This is a genomic window from Neobacillus bataviensis, assembly GCF_019969725.1.
The window spans coordinates 16,659-33,410 of sequence record NZ_JAHXYW010000007.1 but is presented as its reverse complement, the minus strand read 5'-3'; the positions used below and the strand labels follow the sequence as shown (position 1 = coordinate 33,410).

Annotated in this window: 21 protein-coding genes; 14 read left to right on the top strand and 7 right to left on the bottom strand. The window is 37.8% G+C overall.

The features are described from left to right. Nucleotides 1–403: 403 nt before the first annotated feature. From LC455_RS17990 to LC455_RS17980, 3 genes are all read right to left on the bottom strand, one after another. Nucleotides 404–1,276 carry a ClpXP adapter SpxH family protein gene (locus LC455_RS17990; RefSeq protein ID WP_440446411.1) on the bottom strand — a complete coding sequence of 291 codons (873 nt, stop codon included), beginning with the start codon at nucleotides 1,274–1,276 and terminating at the stop codon, nucleotides 404–406. Next, on the bottom strand, nucleotides 1,263–1,673 hold the full coding sequence (locus LC455_RS17985; protein ID WP_223592811.1) for a globin domain-containing protein: 411 nt from the start codon (nucleotides 1,671–1,673) through the stop codon (nucleotides 1,263–1,265). Before LC455_RS17985 ends, LC455_RS17990 begins: the two co-directional genes overlap by 14 nt. Before the next feature lie 133 nt (nucleotides 1,674–1,806). After that, the gene (locus tag LC455_RS17980; protein WP_223592810.1) at nucleotides 1,807–2,391 is read right to left on the bottom strand and encodes a CYTH domain-containing protein; all 585 of its coding nucleotides are present in this window, start codon (nucleotides 2,389–2,391) and stop codon (nucleotides 1,807–1,809) included. Between the two features lie 127 nt (nucleotides 2,392–2,518). On the opposite strand from LC455_RS17980, the gene LC455_RS17975 reads away from it, so the two are divergent. Genes LC455_RS17975 through LC455_RS17960 form a run of 4 tightly spaced genes read left to right on the top strand, consistent with a single transcriptional unit; the run spans nucleotide 2,519 to nucleotide 5,294 of the window. Beyond that, nucleotides 2,519–2,878, top strand: a complete 360-nt coding sequence (locus tag LC455_RS17975; RefSeq protein WP_223592809.1) for a hypothetical protein — start codon at nucleotides 2,519–2,521, stop codon at nucleotides 2,876–2,878. A 16-nt stretch (nucleotides 2,879–2,894) separates the two neighbouring features. Next, a complete protein-coding gene (locus LC455_RS17970) occupies nucleotides 2,895–3,533 on the top strand; it encodes a GTP pyrophosphokinase (protein ID WP_223592807.1) in 639 nt (212 codons plus the stop codon). Between the two features lie 46 nt (nucleotides 3,534–3,579). Next, nucleotides 3,580–4,374, top strand: coding sequence for an NAD kinase (locus LC455_RS17965; protein WP_223592805.1), 795 nt, complete (start codon nucleotides 3,580–3,582; stop codon nucleotides 4,372–4,374). A gap of 14 nt (nucleotides 4,375–4,388) precedes the next feature. After that, nucleotides 4,389–5,294, top strand: coding sequence for an RluA family pseudouridine synthase (locus tag LC455_RS17960; protein ID WP_223592803.1), 906 nt, complete (start codon nucleotides 4,389–4,391; stop codon nucleotides 5,292–5,294). A 13-nt stretch (nucleotides 5,295–5,307) separates the two neighbouring features. On the opposite strand, the gene prpE is transcribed toward LC455_RS17960, so the two are convergent. Beyond that, entirely contained in the window at nucleotides 5,308–6,063 is a 756-nt protein-coding gene (gene prpE / locus LC455_RS17955) for a bis(5'-nucleosyl)-tetraphosphatase PrpE (RefSeq protein WP_223592802.1), read from the bottom strand. 97 nt (nucleotides 6,064–6,160) lie between these two features. On the opposite strand from prpE, the gene LC455_RS17950 reads away from it, so the two are divergent. The 3 genes from LC455_RS17950 to LC455_RS17940 all read left to right on the top strand — a co-directional run bounded on the left by LC455_RS17950 (nucleotide 6,161) and on the right by LC455_RS17940 (nucleotide 9,493). Beyond that, nucleotides 6,161–8,020, top strand: a complete 1,860-nt coding sequence (locus LC455_RS17950) for a monovalent cation:proton antiporter family protein (RefSeq protein ID WP_223592801.1) — start codon at nucleotides 6,161–6,163, stop codon at nucleotides 8,018–8,020. A gap of 105 nt (nucleotides 8,021–8,125) precedes the next feature. Further along, entirely contained in the window at nucleotides 8,126–8,896 is a 771-nt protein-coding gene (gene fabI / locus LC455_RS17945) for an enoyl-ACP reductase FabI (protein ID WP_223592800.1), read from the top strand. A 117-nt stretch (nucleotides 8,897–9,013) separates the two neighbouring features. Beyond that, a complete protein-coding gene (locus LC455_RS17940; RefSeq protein WP_223592799.1) occupies nucleotides 9,014–9,493 on the top strand; it encodes a CotO family spore coat protein in 480 nt (159 codons plus the stop codon). A gap of 52 nt (nucleotides 9,494–9,545) precedes the next feature. Here LC455_RS17940 and LC455_RS17935 read toward each other — a convergent pair whose 3' ends face one another. Continuing rightward, on the bottom strand, nucleotides 9,546–10,058 hold the full coding sequence (locus LC455_RS17935; protein WP_223592798.1) for a CotY/CotZ family spore coat protein: 513 nt from the start codon (nucleotides 10,056–10,058) through the stop codon (nucleotides 9,546–9,548). Between the two features lie 127 nt (nucleotides 10,059–10,185). Here LC455_RS17935 and LC455_RS17930 point away from each other — a divergent pair, with 127 nt between their 5' ends. From LC455_RS17930 to LC455_RS17900, 7 genes are all read left to right on the top strand, one after another. After that, entirely contained in the window at nucleotides 10,186–10,542 is a 357-nt protein-coding gene (locus LC455_RS17930; protein WP_223592797.1) for a DUF1360 domain-containing protein, read from the top strand. Between the two features lie 371 nt (nucleotides 10,543–10,913). Continuing rightward, nucleotides 10,914–11,381: a YhcN/YlaJ family sporulation lipoprotein gene (locus LC455_RS17925; protein ID WP_223592796.1), complete on the top strand. Its 468-nt coding sequence runs from the start codon at nucleotides 10,914–10,916 to the stop codon at nucleotides 11,379–11,381. 16 nt (nucleotides 11,382–11,397) lie between these two features. Beyond that, complete coding sequence (spoVAC, locus tag LC455_RS17920) at nucleotides 11,398–11,874, top strand: stage V sporulation protein AC (RefSeq protein ID WP_223592794.1); 477 nt, start codon at nucleotides 11,398–11,400, stop codon at nucleotides 11,872–11,874. After that, nucleotides 11,875–12,891, top strand: coding sequence for a stage V sporulation protein AD (gene spoVAD / locus LC455_RS17915; protein ID WP_223592793.1), 1,017 nt, complete (start codon nucleotides 11,875–11,877; stop codon nucleotides 12,889–12,891). Between the two features lie 13 nt (nucleotides 12,892–12,904). Next, nucleotides 12,905–13,261, top strand: a complete 357-nt coding sequence (spoVAE, locus tag LC455_RS17910; protein ID WP_223592791.1) for a stage V sporulation protein AE — start codon at nucleotides 12,905–12,907, stop codon at nucleotides 13,259–13,261. Nucleotides 13,262–13,369: 108 nt separating this feature from the next. Next, nucleotides 13,370–13,486 carry a YjcZ family sporulation protein gene (locus LC455_RS17905; protein WP_223592790.1) on the top strand — a complete coding sequence of 39 codons (117 nt, stop codon included), beginning with the start codon at nucleotides 13,370–13,372 and terminating at the stop codon, nucleotides 13,484–13,486. A gap of 132 nt (nucleotides 13,487–13,618) precedes the next feature. Beyond that, nucleotides 13,619–13,873, top strand: coding sequence for a stage VI sporulation protein F (locus tag LC455_RS17900; protein WP_223592788.1), 255 nt, complete (start codon nucleotides 13,619–13,621; stop codon nucleotides 13,871–13,873). Nucleotides 13,874–13,896: 23 nt separating this feature from the next. Here the strand turns inward: LC455_RS17900 and LC455_RS17895 are convergent, their stop codons facing one another. After that, nucleotides 13,897–16,188, bottom strand: coding sequence for a UvrD-helicase domain-containing protein (locus LC455_RS17895; RefSeq protein WP_223592787.1), 2,292 nt, complete (start codon nucleotides 16,186–16,188; stop codon nucleotides 13,897–13,899). Nucleotides 16,189–16,326: 138 nt separating this feature from the next. Then, nucleotides 16,327–16,749, bottom strand: a complete 423-nt coding sequence (locus tag LC455_RS17890) for a GNAT family N-acetyltransferase (RefSeq protein ID WP_223593129.1) — start codon at nucleotides 16,747–16,749, stop codon at nucleotides 16,327–16,329. Nucleotides 16,750–16,752 lie beyond the last annotated feature (3 nt).

Below are 16,752 nucleotides of genomic sequence, written 5' to 3'. Positions count from 1 at the left end.
AAGAATGGATACAAACAAAATTGGGGTACTAAGCATTATTGGAAAAATTTTAAGCAATGCAAGCAAATGGAGAAAAAATGCAGCCAATATAAAAAGAATCATTACGATAAATGGAAATTTACTCAAAGGAATTCCACCTTTTTAAAATTATCTAATAGTATGTTTATTGTCCATTTCTTGAATTTATGATTTTTTGACAATAATGTGAAATAACACACAAACTCATTGTCAGTCTATTAAACCCCATGCTATATTTAATACGTGAAGTTGATCACTACAAACATATACCCCTTTGTTTGACCGTGAAAAATTTCTCCCATCCCCTTTGTTCGTATTAATAGAAAAATGCCTTGCAGCAAGACTGCAAGGCATTTTCTCTTATTGAAAATAAAAAGTGACATACTTAATTTTCTTCAATATATCTCCAAAAGGTTCCGTATTTTGCAGGAATTTGTTCCACAATCTGCTTTAAAAGAAGCTTTTTCATTTCTTTTTCAATTTGAGAAATGGACATATTATACACAACGGCAATTTCCTTTGAAGCAACAAATTTAAAAAACTTCAAAAATGTCTCTAATGGAGGTGGGGAAGATTGAATTGGTTTTTCTGATAGCATTTCTTCTAAAATTTGAACATAAACCTCATAGGGATAGGTCCCAGTAATCTTTATCCCCTCATCCTCGACATTTTCATTAAAAAATACTAGAGTCGGAATTTCATGTACATCCATTTCTGATGTAATCTTTAAATCACATTGAAAGGCTTTAGCAGCACTCTCTGAATGCATATCATTGATAAACTCCTCCACATCAAGGCCGGCACTTTCTGCACAATCTTTAAGCACCTTTAGATCCGAAATATTCCGCTTCTCTAAAAATAATACCTCCTGTATTTTTCGCAAAAAACGGATTCCGGCTCGTCTTCCTTGAAGTTCTGCAGATTTTAAGGCAATAGAAACATTATAAGGAGCATCGACTGGATTTTCTAACCAAAGGCTTCCATCACATGACATTCCCGATCTGCTTGCTGTTTTCTCCCATAAATCAGCCATGCTCTCATAGCTTTTTTTTCTGCTTAAATTTAAATTAGCCAGTCTTCCACTTAGTACATGTTTAATTGAAAAATAACGACCATATTCAATTTGCAATTTTTTCAATATCGGTTCAAGCGCCCAACATTCAGGACATAAAGGATCAATAAACATATAAATTTCAATTGGCTTTTTATCAGGGCAATTCTGCTTAGGGCTTGAAGGCCAAGAATTATTCACGAGCATCACCAATATTTTCTTTATTATCAGGGGTATTTATCATATGTTGGGCGGTAAGATACAGTCGAGAATAAAATTCATCCCTTATTGGTCCCTGGAATCCGATTATATCCATTGCTTGAGTCATACATGAAAGCCACGCATTGGCACGGGTTGGTGTAACTGGAAATGGCAAATGGCGTGCCCGCATCATCGGATGACCATGTTCATCAGTATAAAGTGATGGCCCGCCTAAATATTGTGTTAAGAATTGCTTTTGTTTACGAGCAATTTCGGTAAATTCATTTGGGAATATTGGTGCAAGATCAGGATGTTGTGCAACAAGGCCATAAAAAGTATCCACAAGCCGGTGTAGAGTTTCTTCCCCAATGGCTTCGAATGGTGTAAGCTTTTTCTCAATCATGTTGACAACTCCTTTTAGTACTTTTGTATGTTTTATTGTAGCAATGCATTTTTCATATCTCAAATAAATAGCCTTGAAAATGCTAATTTATTGAGGTGCACATGTTATTTAATGTATACAAGCAGGATGTTTTTTACTTATTAATTTCATGTTTTTGCCTATAAAAACGCTGGATTTTATTTTCTGTTTTTCGCTCTGGAACATGGTAATCATGAAGGAGTTCTTGAAAAACCTGCTTTCCTTCCTCATAGTTTTCCGCCTCGAATTCTAATTCATAATCTTCATGCTGTAAATAAATGCTGTGATCTAAGACGAGTAATCCTTTTTTATAATCAGTTTCTGCCCTATTTGTTACCAAAGATCCAAAGTATTCCAATTCAGAAATAGAAATACCATTTTCTTTTAAAATATCTTTAATTTTTCCAAATGGTAAATTCCCAAAATGAATAGCATGATATGCTTCTTCTTCGGTTAAAGTTTGATTTGTTTCAAGAAGACCAACTTTAGCAGGCTGCTTAAGTGTCATTTCGTAAGTATTCTTTTTTTTACGAATGCGTAATGCCGAGGATGTTGCTTTTAAGGAAAAACTTGGAGTATCAAAATAATGGTTTTCTTGAGTGATAATTTGCTTATAATCTATGTTAAATTTTTTAAGCAAGTTTTCATATTCCGCTTTGGTCAGCATATTTTTAAATTCGATTTCAATATTTTCTGACACCCTATTTCAATCCTTCCTAGTTTCAATTTAAATTCATTATCTTAAATATAACACTAACTGCAATCCTTGGGTGAAATGGGGGAATTATGCTAAAATAGAGGGGAGTGGAAGACGGAGGTAATAAATAATGAAAAGAAGTATAACAATTCAAAACGCGAACCTAACAGACAACAAACTTCTATTAGAAGTTGACCAACTAATTGAAGGGTTAATCCCAGAAGGTCAAATTCTCGTGGATTCCGAAAAATATTCCTTTATTTATTTAATGGAAGACCAAGAAGATTATACATATATCATCCTGCCTGAACAAATCTGGGTGAACTTAAAAACTTCATTTGAACAAAAAATTCCAGTATGGCTTAGAGGGAACGATAAAGAAATTGAACTGATAAATTTCCATGATGAATTGGAATACGTTATTAACAATATAAAGGGTAATAGTAACTATGGACAAGAAATGGTCGCTAAAGTAGAGAGTATTTTCTAACATTGAGGTGGGATTCATGAAGCATTGGGACCAATTTTTAGCACCATATAAACAAGCGGTTAATGAATTGAAAATCAAACTAAAAGGAATTAGGGGACAGTTTGAGCTTGATTCTTCTCATTCACCTATTGAATTTGTAACAGGAAGAGTTAAACCCATCGCTAGTATTTTAGATAAAGCAAATCAAAAAGGAATTCCACTAGATAAATTGCAAGAAGAAATGCAGGACATAGCGGGGATGCGGATGATGTGTCAGTTTGTCGAAGATATTCATCGTGTAGTTGGTTTATTAAGAAACCGCAATGATTTTGAAATTGTGGAGGAAAGAGATTATATTTCGCATGAGAAAACAAGCGGTTATCGCTCTTATCATGTTGTGATTAGCTACCCTGTTCAAACGATTAACGGTGAAAAGAAAATACTCGCTGAAATTCAAATTAGAACATTAGCGATGAATTTTTGGGCAACGATTGAGCACTCGCTAAATTACAAATACAAGGGCGTTTTTCCAAGCGATATTAAGATGAGGCTGCAAAGGGCGGCGGAAGCGGCTTTCCGTTTGGATAAGGAGATGTCATTAATTCGCGGTGAAATCCAGGAAGCTCAAGCATTCTTTACCAGAAAAAAAGAGCAGAAACAAGAAGAAAAAAACTGATGGAGAGACCCCTTTAGAATCATTCTGAACAAGGAGCTATACTTATATGAAATTTGCGATTACCTCAAAAGGAGATCAAAAATCAAATATCTTGATGCACAAAATGAGAACATATTTGCTTGATTTTGATCTTAAGTACGATGAAGATCAACCGGACATCGTTATTTCTATCGGCGGCGATGGTACGTTGCTTTATGCCTTTCACCGCTACAGCAGCCGTTTAGATAAAACAGCTTTTGTCGGAATCCATACCGGCCATTTAGGCTTTTACGCTGATTGGATTCCAGACGAAATTGAAAAGCTTGTGATCGCTATTGCTAAAACCCCTTTTCAAGTAGTCGAATACCCGCTCCTCGAGGTTATTATTCGCTATTCTCATGCTGGAAAGGAATCAAGATATTTAGCATTAAATGAATCGACTGTAAAAAGTGTTGAGGGGACACTTGTGATGGATGTCGAGATTCGCGGTCAGCATTTCGAACGTTTTCGTGGAGATGGCCTGTGTGTATCCACACCATCCGGCAGTACAGCCTATAATAAAGCGTTAGGCGGGGCCATTATTCATCCATCGATTCCTGCTCTTCAGGTTGCAGAAATGGCTTCGATTAATAATAAAGTTTTTAGAACCGTGGGGTCACCGCTCATTCTCCCGGCTCATCATACCTGTATGCTAAAGCCCGTAAATCGGTCTGATTTCCAGATTACGATCGATCATTTGACTTTGCTTCATAAAGATGTAAAGTCAATTCAATTCAGGGTGCCAGATGAAAAAATCAGATTTGCCCGCTTCCGCCCATTTCCTTTTTGGAAAAGAGTGCATGATTCGTTTATTTCTGATTGAGCAGGGGGCCAAAAATGGAATCACAATTTCAATTGGAATGGGGTATTGATGCCAGCAATGCCGGAATGCTGATCAAAGAATTTTTAAAAATGAAAGAAATATCGCGTTCCGCTTTAACAGATATCAAGTTTAACGGCGGGAAAATTCTTGTAAATAATGAAGAGGTAAACGTTCGATACAAACTGCTGGAGGGGGATTGTTTAAGTATTATTTTTCCGCCTGAAAGCCCAAGTGAAGGACTAAAAGGAAAAGGAATTCCGTTAGAAATTTTATTTGAAGATGATTATCTGCTCGTTGTTAATAAGCCTGCTGGAATAAATACGATTCCATCACGTGAACATCCGGATGGAAGCTTAGCGAATGGCCTTGTTGGCTATTATGAAGACAAGGGTATTCAAGCGACTTCCCATATTGTTACCCGGCTCGACCGGGATACTTCAGGAATCGTTTTAATTGCAAAGCATCGACATGTACATCATTTGTTTAGTCTGATGCAGCGTAGTGGTATGGTGAAGCGGACTTACGAAGCCTTTGCTGGCGGTTCAGTTGTGGAAAATAAAGGAACGATTACTGCTCCAATTGGGCGTAAAATGGACAGCATAATTGAAAGAGAAGTCCGTGACGACGGTCAATATGCCTGTACCCATTTTGAGGTGATAGGGAGGTATCCTTCCTATACCCATATAGAACTTAACTTAGAAACTGGCAGGACCCATCAAATTAGAGTTCATCTATCTTATATAGGGCACCCGCTGCTCGGTGATGATTTATATGGGGGAGAGACTTCTTTAATTGAAAGGCAAGCCCTGCATTGTAAAAAAATAGAATTTACTCATCCTCTTTCACATAAGACTATGTCATTTATTGCACTGCTACCTGGTGATATGCAAGATATTTTAAAGGCTGCCCCGCATTTATAGGGACAGCCTTTCTTTATTTGCTGCTTATCAAATCAAATTGTTTAAATTTTTCAGGAACATATGGCATAGTTGAAGGAACAGAAACGATTTCCATTTCGGGATACCTTAAAGCCGTCAGCATTCCGCCAAAAACTGCTCCTGTATCTATATTATACGTATTGTTAATTATTCTGGGTTCATTGACTGGGGTATGGCCGTAGACTATACAGGCTTCGCCATGATACTTTTTAGCCCAATCCCTTCTGACAGGCGATCCGTCTGGGTGTTTTTCACCCGAAATATCCCCATATAGAACAAATTCTTTGACTTTTGCATGCGTTTGTCCGATATATTCTTGTTTAATTCCCGCATGAGCAATAACTAACATTTGTTTGTCCAATACTAAATAAAGTGAAGCTTTTTCATAAAGCTCGATAAATTTTTTACGAATGGATTGCTGGTCTTTTTTATATAATGATTCATATTCGGCAACCGTTGTTTCAAGCCCATGTTTAATTTGTACTTTGTTGCCTAAGAAAAAGCGATATAATTTGTTACAATGATTCCCTGGCGTGTAATAAGCCTTTTTATGATTTATTACAAGCTCCCAAACGATCTCAGCTATCATAAGTGAGGCAGGACCTCGATCAGTCAGATCGCCAACAAATCCTAGGACTCTGTTTCCTGGATGAAGCGGAATGCCGCTATCCCATTTATAACCAAGTTTACTCGTAAGATTTTGAAATTCCGGCAAACATCCGTGGATATCGCCGATTATATCTATTTTCATTGACTGTTACCCCCTTCAATTCCTTTATTTTTTGTCCTGAAGCTGATTTTTATAAAATGAATCTTTGGATTATGTGATTTTAGAGGGAGGCAAAAAAATGGAACAGCATGTTTCAGTTATTTCCTTACTTGTTGTAGTTACGATGGCCTTTCTAACCCCAATCCTGCTGCATCGATTTAAGTTGAATTTTATTCCGATTGTTGTAGCTGAAATTATTATGGGGCTTATTATTGGGAAAAGCGGTTTTAATTTAGTTCATGAGGATATGTGGCTAACCACTCTAAAGACTCTTGGATTTATCTTTCTGATGTTTTTAAGCGGCCTTGAAATTGACTTTACAGCCTTCTCAAAGGGAAAAGCACGTGAAATCCTTCCAAATGGCAAGAAAGAACCGAATTCGTTTGTTATCTCCTCTTTCATTTTTTTAGGAATATTTATTTTTTCGCTTGGATTATCATACCTATTTGTTTGGGCTGGTTTCATTGATAATGCCTTTTTAATGACATTGATCATTTCAACCATTTCATTGGGGGTTGTTGTTCCCACCTTGAAGGAAGCCCATTTGATGAAAACGGTCATTGGCCAAATTATTTTGCTTGTTGCCGTCATCGCCGATTTAGCCACGATGATTTTACTTGCCATTTTTGTTTCAATCTATGAGGCTGGGCATGGAAATACTTGGCTGCTTTTAATATTGTTTGCAGCCGGAATCGGACTTTATTTTATTGGAAAAAGATTTAAAAATCGGACCTTTGTTCAAGCACTATCTACAGGAACGGTTCAGATTGGAACACGTGCAGTGTTTACCTTAATAATTGTTTTAGTTGGTCTTTCTGAAACAGTAGGGGCCGAAAATATTTTAGGGGCTTTTTTAGCAGGGGTTCTCGTTTCATTGCTATCTCCGAATCAAGAGCTTGTACATAAACTTGACTCATTCGGCTATGGTTTTTTAATCCCGATTTTCTTTGTGATGGTTGGTGTTAATCTCGATGTCTGGTCATTATTTAGTGAAAAAAAATTACTTTTATTAATCCCGCTTTTATTAGTTGGGCTGCTTTTATCTAAACTAATACCCGTATATCTTTTGAAATTTTGGTATGATGCGAAAACAGTAATTGCATCAGGGTTTCTTTTAACTTCGACACTCTCGCTCGTCATTGCAGCTGCAACAATTGGAGAACGGATGGAAGTCATAACCGAACAAATGAGTGGTACATTAATATTAGTTGCTGTCATTACGTCTATTTTTACACCAATGGTCTTCAAGAAGCTATTTCCAAAAGAAGCCGCTGAGGGGAAAAAGGTCAGCGTTGCTTTCTTAGGTGCCAACCAAGTTACACTGCCTGTTTCACGAGAATTAAAATCCGGTTTATATAATCCGGTTTTATATCATACAATTATGGATAAATCAGACAGGCAGATTGCCGATTCGCTTTTCGATATTGAGGAAATCGAGGATTACTCCATCGAGAGTATTGCCAAAACAAAAGTTTATCAATCAGAGGTTGTCGTGATATCAACTGGAGATGAGGAGCAAAATGCTGCCTTGTCCATTGCTGCTAAAGAAAAAGGTGTACCAAGGGTTATTGCCCGAATTGAAAGTCCTGAAATAGAGCAAAGCGTACGTGAGCATAATATAGAAGTATTTTCTGCCTTTATGTCCACCAAAGCATTGCTTCGGGCATTAATTGAATCACCGAGTGTCATAAATATTTTAACGAATCAAGAAACCGGCTTGTTCGAAATCAAAATGATGAATGAACAATTTGAGGGAATGTCATTAAGAAGATTTCCATTTACGGGTGATATTATTTTTGTACGGATATTTAGAGGGAAGGATTCAATTGTGCCGCATGGCGATACTGAGCTTCAACTAGCCGATCGTTTGATTGTAACTGGTTCAAAGGAATATGTCGATGAATTAAAAAGAGAGCTGGAATTTTGTGAACCCTGTTAAATTATTCACCGTTCTCGGTACTGTACTTTTCATTTTTCTTAAATTAGTGTAGAATTAGTACCAAGTACTAATAACACGTATTTATTGTGGGAGGAATTTTTCAAGATGAATCTTTCATTAGCTGGAAAAACATTTGTAGTAATGGGTGTTGCCAATAAACGCAGTATTGCATGGGGTATTGCACGCTCACTTCATAATTCGGGTGCACGCTTAGTATTTACATTCGCAGGCGAGAGACTTGAAAGCAGTGTCCGTGAATTGGCTGGCTCTTTAGAAGCTGAAGGAACAATTATCCTTCCATGTGACGTTACAAGTGATGAAGCCATTGCCAAGTGCTTTGCAGATATTAAAGAAGCGGTTGGAACCATTCATGGAGTAGCACACTGTATCGCATTTGCCAATAAAGAAGAGTTGCAAGGGGAGTATATGAATACTACCAGAGAGGGCTTTTTACTTGCTCACAATATCAGTGCTTATTCTTTAACAGCTGTGGCAAAGGAAGCACGCGGTTTAATGACCGAAGGCGGCAGCATCGTGACACTCACGTATTTGGGTGGTGAGCGTGCTATCGCCAATTATAATGTTATGGGTGTAGCTAAGGCTTCACTAGACGCAAGTGTCCGTTATTTAGCGGCTGACCTTGGTAAGGATAATATCCGTGTTAATTCGATTTCCGCAGGTCCAATCCGAACATTGTCAGCTAAAGGAGTAAGTGATTTTAACTCGATTTTAAAAGAAATTGAGGAAAAAGCGCCATTACGGAGAACAACAACGCCTGAAGAGGTTGGAGACACGGCTGTATTCCTTTTCAGTGAACTTTCACGTGGTATCACAGGAGAAAACATTCACGTGGATTCAGGATATCATATTCTATAATATTAACTCAGGGCCTGCTATTAAAGCAGGCTTTTTCTTTGTTAAAACAGTGTGACGGGTATAGGCATTTCGCATACATATAAAGTGAAGGAATATGTAAATGGAGGTGCATTAAGCATGTCGAAAAAAAGGAGTCAAGAACCGTTACTTTTTATTAATCAGCCAATCTCCAAGACTCCATCAAACCAAAATATGCAGGAAGTCTACACAAACAGACATGAAAGGGAGGAGCAAAAGGAAGAAAACCATAAAGTAGAAACAAAAAAGAGCATAAAAAAAGAGGCATTACTTGACGACATTGCAATGGAGGTGGCCAAAAAAGAAAGTAAGACGCACCAAATGAAAAGTCAGTCCTCATTTTCCAGAGTAAAGCCCTTTAAAGAAATGAATATAAAGGAACGGATTGAATATTTACTAAACTTCCCAAAGGTTCTTCCGCCTCCTCCATGCGTTATTTATACTTCAGATAACAGGTACCAAGGTATTCTAATTGAATATACTGACAATCGAGTAACCATTAAATCACCAGATCAATCTACAAATACAATACTTCTCGAAGATATTAAAAACGTAATTATGATTGGGATTAAAAGATAGGATAGGTAGAAATTTAAAAAGCCAGCCGATTTAACCGACTGGCTCATTTAATTTAGTTGCAAATTCCTAAGTTCACGTCCGCAATACATTGTACTGCACAGAAGCATTTTAAATCTACTGTGATACAGTCGTTACTAGCACGGAAGCGTTCAACTTGGCAAACTCTTGTAAGGTCAACACAGCATCTGTCTCCGCTTGAAACAAGATTTACCGGTACAAAGTTACCGCCCTCTCTGCGGCCTGGTACTAACACACGAAGTGTTGCACAGCAGTTATCAAATACGTCTTCTACACGGAAGAAGATTGATACACAAGCGTTATTTTCGCCGCTAAAGAATGCGTGGAATGGAGTCCCATCCGCAGTGCTCAGTACAAATACGCGAGTATCAACAGGATCTCTTCTAACAGGTGAGACTAGTGAACCAAGAGGTTCGTTAAAACAACTGGAACATTCCGAGCATTCCGCTTCTTCAACTGCATTATCCTGGATATCTTTTATCGCACGAACTACTTCACACACACAGTTTCCGTGACGATCATGATCATGACTTCCACAACAACCCATTATTTTTCCTCCTTAATCCCTGTTATATATCTTACATTACTAACATATTTTAAAGAGCGTTTTTGGGTTACGGACAATTGCCTCTTTTAAAAAAATTAGGCGGATTAATAGAAAGGACAAATGTATAATGAAAATAACCTTTTTAAACATATTCCTTTTATCATTATCCTGCTTTAGACTAACAAGGCTGCTTGTTTTTGACAAAATAACTGTATTTATTCGGAAGCCCTTTTTTGATGAAATAAAAGAAGAAAATGACAATGGTGAAATCGAGATTTACTATCTTCCTAAGAAAAAGGGGATAAAAAAATTTTTTGGCGAGCTATTAAGCTGCTATTGGTGTACAGGAATATGGGTATCGGCGATTATAGTCACAGCCTATATACTATTTCCCATCTATTCCGCACCGATTATTCTTATCCTAGCAATTGCTGGTTTAGCCTCTTTCATCGAAACAATTGTTCAATTTTTTATTGAAAAATAATGTTGTTCGTGGAGACAAGACTAACAGGTTGTTCATATTCTAATTAGTAGCTTATGAATTATTTGGAAGGAGAGACTACATGAGCAACACAAATAACACAAATAACACAAATAACACAAACAAAAAGAAAAAGAGCACAGAAACAAATCAAGGATACCAACCTTCAAAACCTATTAAGTCAAAAGGGTGCGGCTGTGGTAAAAAAACTTCAATGTAAATAGGAAAACTGCTAGTTTTGACTGGCAGTTTTTATCTTTTTAGCCCTACTAATTGTTTAAAAATTAAACTTATCTAGTCATAATTTTAACGAATCTCGAAAAAACTAAATGGTATCAGAATGTCATAAAACTTAATCAAGGGAAGGAAATTATATGCATATTATTTTTCGTTTAATTGTATTGGCTTGCTTTGTCATACTCTCTTCCTGTAATCAGCATCAACAAGTTAAGGATAGTCAACTCTCTCTTATAAAAACGACTAATCCTAAGCCAGTTATAACGGATAAAAAAAGTAAACGGGACAGTGTAACTGAAATCAAAAAGGATGTAAGCTCCTTGCCGGAATTATATGATGTCGCCGTCGTGAAAGGGAAAAGAGATACTCTCGTTGTTTATAAAGTCAAACATTTACACCGCTTTCAAATGAAAAAAATCGAAAAGAATATTAATAAAATGCTTGAAGAAAAATACCCAAAGGAAAATTTTACAGTCTCAAGTGATTATAAAATTTTTCTTGAAGCCATTAGACTTGATGAACGGATGAAATCTTCTAAGTTTTCCCATCAGGATGCAGAAAAACGTTTAAAGGAAATCGTCAAAATGACGGAAGAATTGAAATAAGAAAGGGTGAAACAGGATGGCAAACAAGCAAAAAAACATGACTCCTCAACAGCAAAACTATCAACAGCTTCAGCAAAAACATGAGATAAAACGGCCTGTCCTAAAAAATTGTATAAAAGCATTTTTTGTTGGAGGCTTGATTTGTGTCGTTGGCCAAGCTATTAGTTATTTTTACATATATTTCTTTAATTTTACGGAACAAAGTGTAGGAAATCCAACTGTTGCAACGATGGTCTTTTTATCGATGCTGTTAACCGGCTTTGGAATTTATGACAGGATCGGACAATTTGCTGGCGCAGGCAGTGCAGTACCTGTAACCGGTTTTGGCAATGCCGTTATTTCTGCCTGCATCGAGCACCGTACGGAAGGACTTGTTCTCGGAGTTGGAGGCAATATGTTTAAGCTTGCAGGATCAGTCATTCTTTTTGGTGTCTTCTCCGCCTTTGTAGTAGCACTTGTTAAAACGTTACTAGTTATTTGGGGGGTTTTATAATTGTTAAAAGGGCATCAATCATGGGTGTTTGAAAACCGGCCAATGATTTCTGCAACAGGGGTAACGGGCGGCCCATTCGAAGCAAATGGAAAATTGGCGAATGATTTTGATCTCTTATATGAAGATTTGTGGATGGGTAAAGAGTCTTACGAGAAAGCACATAGGCTATTGCTTGAAGAAGCGATTAAAATCACCTTGGAAAAAGCGAACCTCCAAAAAGAACAAATTCAATTTTTATTTGCAGGTGATCTAATCAATCAAATTACCCCAACAAGCTTTGCGGCGAGGACGATGCAAATACCGTATTTCGGGCTTTTTGGAGCCTGCTCGACCTCGATGGAGGGGTTGGCACTGGCTTCCTTTGTCGTCAATTACCAAGGGGCAAAAAAGGTCTTAACAGGTGCATCCAGTCATAATGCGGCTGTTGAAAAGCAGTTCCGCTATCCAACAGAATACGGTGGACAAAAACCACCAACGGCACAATGGACAATAACCGGTGCTGGGGTAGCACTTGTCGAGCCTAATGAATCTGGACGCCATGTCCCAATTACTACAGCGGCGACAATTGGTAAGGTGATTGACATGGGGCTGACTGATCCTTTTAATATGGGCGGTGCAATGGCACCGGCTGCTGCTGATACGATAATGGCACATTTCCGTGATCTACAATTAGATCCAACACATTATGATTTAATTGTTACTGGGGATTTGGGGAGAGTCGGCCATGATACTGCTTTTGAATTACTAAATAAAAGTGGCCTTAAGCTTGCACGAAAACAATTTCAAGATTGCGGTTTATTAATGTATAAAGAGGACCAGCCTGTACAATCAGGTGGAAGCGGTGCAGGCTGTTCTGCTACTGTACTTTATGGACATTTACTAAACCAATTGAAAAAGGGTACATTTAAGCGGATTTTAATAGTGGCAACGGGGGCATTGTTATCCCCGCTCAGCTTTCAACAAAATGAATCCATTCCATGTATTGCACATGCTGTTGGCATTGAAATGAATGGATAAAAGGGGTGAATTTATGCTCGCGATGTTTTTTTGGGCATTTGTGATTGGCGGATTCATATGTGTCATTGGGCAGCTTCTTTTTGACGTTGCCAAGTTGACTCCAGGGCATACATTAAGCCTGCTTGTTGTGGCGGGTGCAGTATTGGATGGATTCGGATTATATGAACCGCTCGTTGACTTTGCAGGGGCTGGAGCAACCATTCCCATTACCAGTTTTGGGAATGCCTTAGTCCACGGGGCTTTACAGGATGCCAAGGCCCACGGAATTATTGGGGTGTTAACCGGAATGTTTCAGGTAACAAGTTCTGGAGTATCTGCTGCAATAATTTTTGGATTTATTGGATCCCTAATCTTTAAACCTAAAGGGTAAATGAACACATTTTTTAAGCCAATTCCTGGATTAAGCTATCTTGCCTATACACTTTTTTAAGTACTTTCATATGTTATTAATGAAACTACTAAGGTGAGGTGACTATCTATGTTCTATGGATGTGGCGGCTACGGTTATGGTGGATTTGGTGGCTACGGTTCAACTTTTGTGTTAATCGTAGTATTATTCATTCTGTTAATCATTGTAGGTGCAAGCTTTTATTAAACCATTTAAAAGCTTGACAGCGGTGGAAGGGGTTGGTCATAATTGTGGCCAGCCCTTTCTTTGCCTTTTATTCACAAAATCGCCCTGCCTTCATACAATAAAGTAGTTTATGAAGGAGTGTGAATTTTTAACATGGATAATGGTTTCTTTAAAAATATAGAAAAGAAAACTGGCGTTAATATGAAAGAAATCTTTGAATTAGCGAACTCCTTACAGCATGCCAATTTTAAGGACCCAGATACTGTTCGTAGTGTCATTCAAAAAGTTTCTCGAATTGCCGGCAAACCGGTTAGTAAAGATCTTGAAGATCAAATTGTTCAATCTATTATTAAAGATGGAAAACAGCTTGACTTTAATACCATAACAAAAATGATGAATAAAAAATAAAAAGCAAGACCTCATTCCTGTGCTCAGGAGTGGGTCTTCTTCTTTTTTGTGAGTGGTGCGAGAAACCTTGAACGGTTTACTTTTTTTCCTCGTCTATTTTCGGGAACGGCAATAAAAAGCTGGTCTCGGGCACGTGTCATTGCAACGTAAAATAATCTCCGCTCTTCTTCTAGGGAAGAAAAATCGCCATTTCGATTAGCTTCCAGGGCAAAGTCGTGAGGCAGGCTGCCATCGACAGCATCAAGAATATAAACAGTTTTATATTCAAGCCCTTTTGCCCGGTGTATGGTACTTAGGGTAATAGCTTCAGTAAAATGCTTACTTAAATTCTTAATTTCCTTATTCATGGCGGACATATGCTCGGCATGTGCAAGCATAGCCTCAATCGAGTCGAAGCTTTTAGCCGCAACCTTTAAATCCTTAAGGTCATCAGATCCTTTTTCCAGCACGCTCGCTTCATTGCCGCGTTTTTTGAGGAAATCAAGAAAGCCAATATCCTTTTCAATTTTTCCTAATGCTGCCTGAGGGTTCAAATGCTTTAATCCACGAATGATACTAACAGCCTGCATTAATTTTTTTGCTTGAAACGCATGGGCGGTTTTAAGGTGAGATAATGCCTCAAGAAAACTACAATCTTGCAAAATGCTGATTGCTTTAATATCTTTCATAACCGTCTGTTTTAAAAATAATAACGGTAAAATGTCCGCTAGTGCATGTGGATCATCCTCATTTAAACTTAGCTTTAAGAAGGATAGGGCGCTCCTGACAATGTATCGATCGTAAAAGGCTTCAGCATCCAAGTCAATTTTAAAAGGAAGATTTGAGCCTGCTAAACGCTCAAAAATCGCCCTTGAGCTGGCATTGGTTCGGTACAGAATGGCAAAATCAGAAGGATTTGCACCATTTGTGATCCTTTCTTGAATGTCGGTAGCTATCATTGTTGCTTCTTCCTCTTCATCATAAGGGAAAAACAACATCGGAAGGGTCCCTGATGAAAATTGCGCCTCCATCTTTTTCGTTCTCCTGATTTTATTTACAGTGATCATTTGATTAGCAGCCGCAACAATTTCATGGGTGGAACGATAGTTTTGATCAAGAGTGACTAGCTTTGCAAAAGGGAAATCTTTTTCAAAATCCAACAAGTAGCTTGGATCACTGCCTCTAAAGGAATAAATGGCTTGATCATCGTCACCAACAGCACAGACATTTTTATGCTTTCCTGATAATAATTTAATCAGTTCATATTGAACTTTATTAATATCCTGAAACTCATCAATTAGAAAGTAATGGAATCGTTCTTGATACTGTTCAAGAAGGGAAGGGGAAGTTTTTAAGAGCTGGTAACAGCCCAACAGCATGTCATCAAAATCAAACAGTCCTTCTCTTTGCTTAAATTCTTCATATCTTTTATATAATAGTGCAGCTCTTTCTTCCCATTCTGATGCAGGCCTGATTTCATTCGGCATTAGCAGCGAGTTTTTCCAAAACCCAATTTGTTGCAGCGCTAAATCATAAGCAAATTCTTTCTCTGATAAATCCAGCTCTTTTCCGGCATCTTTTAAGATTTTTTCCCGTTGCCATTCCTTCTTCAATAGATTGTTTGATGACCAATTCGCTGCATCATGAAACATAAGGATACGATAAAAAATACTGTGAAAGGTTCCGGAGACAAGCTGATTGATTTTTTCTCGCTTCATTTCCGGATAGGAAAGCAAACGATTTTTCATTTCAGAAGCAGCTTTAGATGTGAAGGTTACAAGCATGATTGTTCGTGGATTAATTTGCTTGATCTCCAGCATATAGGCCGTACGAGCAGTAAGAACACGAGTTTTTCCACTTCCTGCACCCGCAAGTACTAATAAAGAGCCTTCTGTTTCTAAAACAGCTGCAGCTTGATTTTCATCTAGGACAACCCCATTTTCTGCTAGAAGAAGTAAATAGGGAGAGCCAGCTTGGTGTGTTCCGTCCATTTTCTTGTTAAAAAGGACTTCATATTCAATCGTTTTAGCAGGTTTGTATAAGTCTTGGGAAGTGGAGGCTTCGGTAATGGTTCTGCCATGAGGTATCTTAAATCCGTTTCGCTCGATAAAGTTTTCATTTATCTTTGGTTGAACGGGTTCAGTGCATCGTTTCTCAGGTGAAAATGTATGAAAAAAATGAGGAGACTCTTTAATGCCAAGGAACAGCCTCATCTTTTCATTGCATACTGGGCAACGTAATTCTCCGTTTTTTCCAGCTAAAAAAATTTTTTGGTACTCATCACGATTTAAATGAGTAAGATTAATATTTTGTTCTTGATAAATTACAGTTTTCATAGTTTATTAACCCTCAATTTCGATAAATAACACATGTTCTATCATATCAAAACCATATCTTATCTAAAAGTACTTCATCAGGATAGGTTGAATTAACCAAAAAAGCACCTGCTGTTTTTTCAGCAAGTGCTTCTCTCGTTATAGTTCTTTAACCATTGTTTTGTGTGGAATTCCTGCGTCCAAAAATTCCTCTGAGACAACTTCGTAGCCCAGACCGGCATAGAAAGGAATGGCATGTGTTTGAGCATTTAGCTTTAATTTGTGTAGCCCGTTTGCACTGGCATGGTCTTCGATTTTATTCATAATCGCTTTTCCGGCACCCGTTTTTCTGGCTTCTTTCATTACACAAATCCGTTCAACTTTTCCAAACCCATCAACAATCCGAAACCTGCCAGCCCCAACGGGAGCATCATTCTGGTACATGACAAAATGGGTGGCTTCATTTTCATATTGGTCAATTTCCTCTTCTAGAGGGACATTTTGCTCCTCCACAAAAACGATTTTTCTAACGGAATAAGCATCTTCTAGTTCTTTTTGATTTTGAACAACCCTAACTTTCACTGC

Bases quoted from the DNA above. Each gene is read 5' to 3' on its own strand.
- LC455_RS17990 (WP_440446411.1), bottom strand. From the start codon at position 1,276: ATGCTCGTGAATAATTCTTGGCCTTCAAGCCCTAAGCAGAATTGCCCT.
- LC455_RS17985 (WP_223592811.1), bottom strand. From the start codon at position 1,673: ATGATTGAGAAAAAGCTTACACCATTCGAAGCCATTGGGGAAGAAACT.
- LC455_RS17975 (WP_223592809.1), top strand. From the start codon at position 2,519: ATGAAAAGAAGTATAACAATTCAAAACGCGAACCTAACAGACAACAAA.
- LC455_RS17970 (WP_223592807.1), top strand. From the start codon at position 2,895: ATGAAGCATTGGGACCAATTTTTAGCACCATATAAACAAGCGGTTAAT.
- LC455_RS17965 (WP_223592805.1), top strand. From the start codon at position 3,580: ATGAAATTTGCGATTACCTCAAAAGGAGATCAAAAATCAAATATCTTG.
- LC455_RS17960 (WP_223592803.1), top strand. From the start codon at position 4,389: ATGGAATCACAATTTCAATTGGAATGGGGTATTGATGCCAGCAATGCC.
- prpE (WP_223592802.1), bottom strand. From the start codon at position 6,063: ATGAAAATAGATATAATCGGCGATATCCACGGATGTTTGCCGGAATTT.
- LC455_RS17950 (WP_223592801.1), top strand. From the start codon at position 6,161: ATGGAACAGCATGTTTCAGTTATTTCCTTACTTGTTGTAGTTACGATG.
- fabI (WP_223592800.1), top strand. From the start codon at position 8,126: ATGAATCTTTCATTAGCTGGAAAAACATTTGTAGTAATGGGTGTTGCC.
- LC455_RS17940 (WP_223592799.1), top strand. From the start codon at position 9,014: ATGTCGAAAAAAAGGAGTCAAGAACCGTTACTTTTTATTAATCAGCCA.
- LC455_RS17935 (WP_223592798.1), bottom strand. From the start codon at position 10,058: ATGGGTTGTTGTGGAAGTCATGATCATGATCGTCACGGAAACTGTGTG.
- LC455_RS17930 (WP_223592797.1), top strand. From the start codon at position 10,186: ATGAAAATAACCTTTTTAAACATATTCCTTTTATCATTATCCTGCTTT.
- LC455_RS17925 (WP_223592796.1), top strand. From the start codon at position 10,914: ATGCATATTATTTTTCGTTTAATTGTATTGGCTTGCTTTGTCATACTC.
- spoVAC (WP_223592794.1), top strand. From the start codon at position 11,398: ATGGCAAACAAGCAAAAAAACATGACTCCTCAACAGCAAAACTATCAA.
- spoVAE (WP_223592791.1), top strand. From the start codon at position 12,905: ATGCTCGCGATGTTTTTTTGGGCATTTGTGATTGGCGGATTCATATGT.
- LC455_RS17905 (WP_223592790.1), top strand. From the start codon at position 13,370: ATGTTCTATGGATGTGGCGGCTACGGTTATGGTGGATTTGGTGGCTAC.
- LC455_RS17900 (WP_223592788.1), top strand. From the start codon at position 13,619: ATGGATAATGGTTTCTTTAAAAATATAGAAAAGAAAACTGGCGTTAAT.
- LC455_RS17895 (WP_223592787.1), bottom strand. From the start codon at position 16,188: ATGAAAACTGTAATTTATCAAGAACAAAATATTAATCTTACTCATTTA.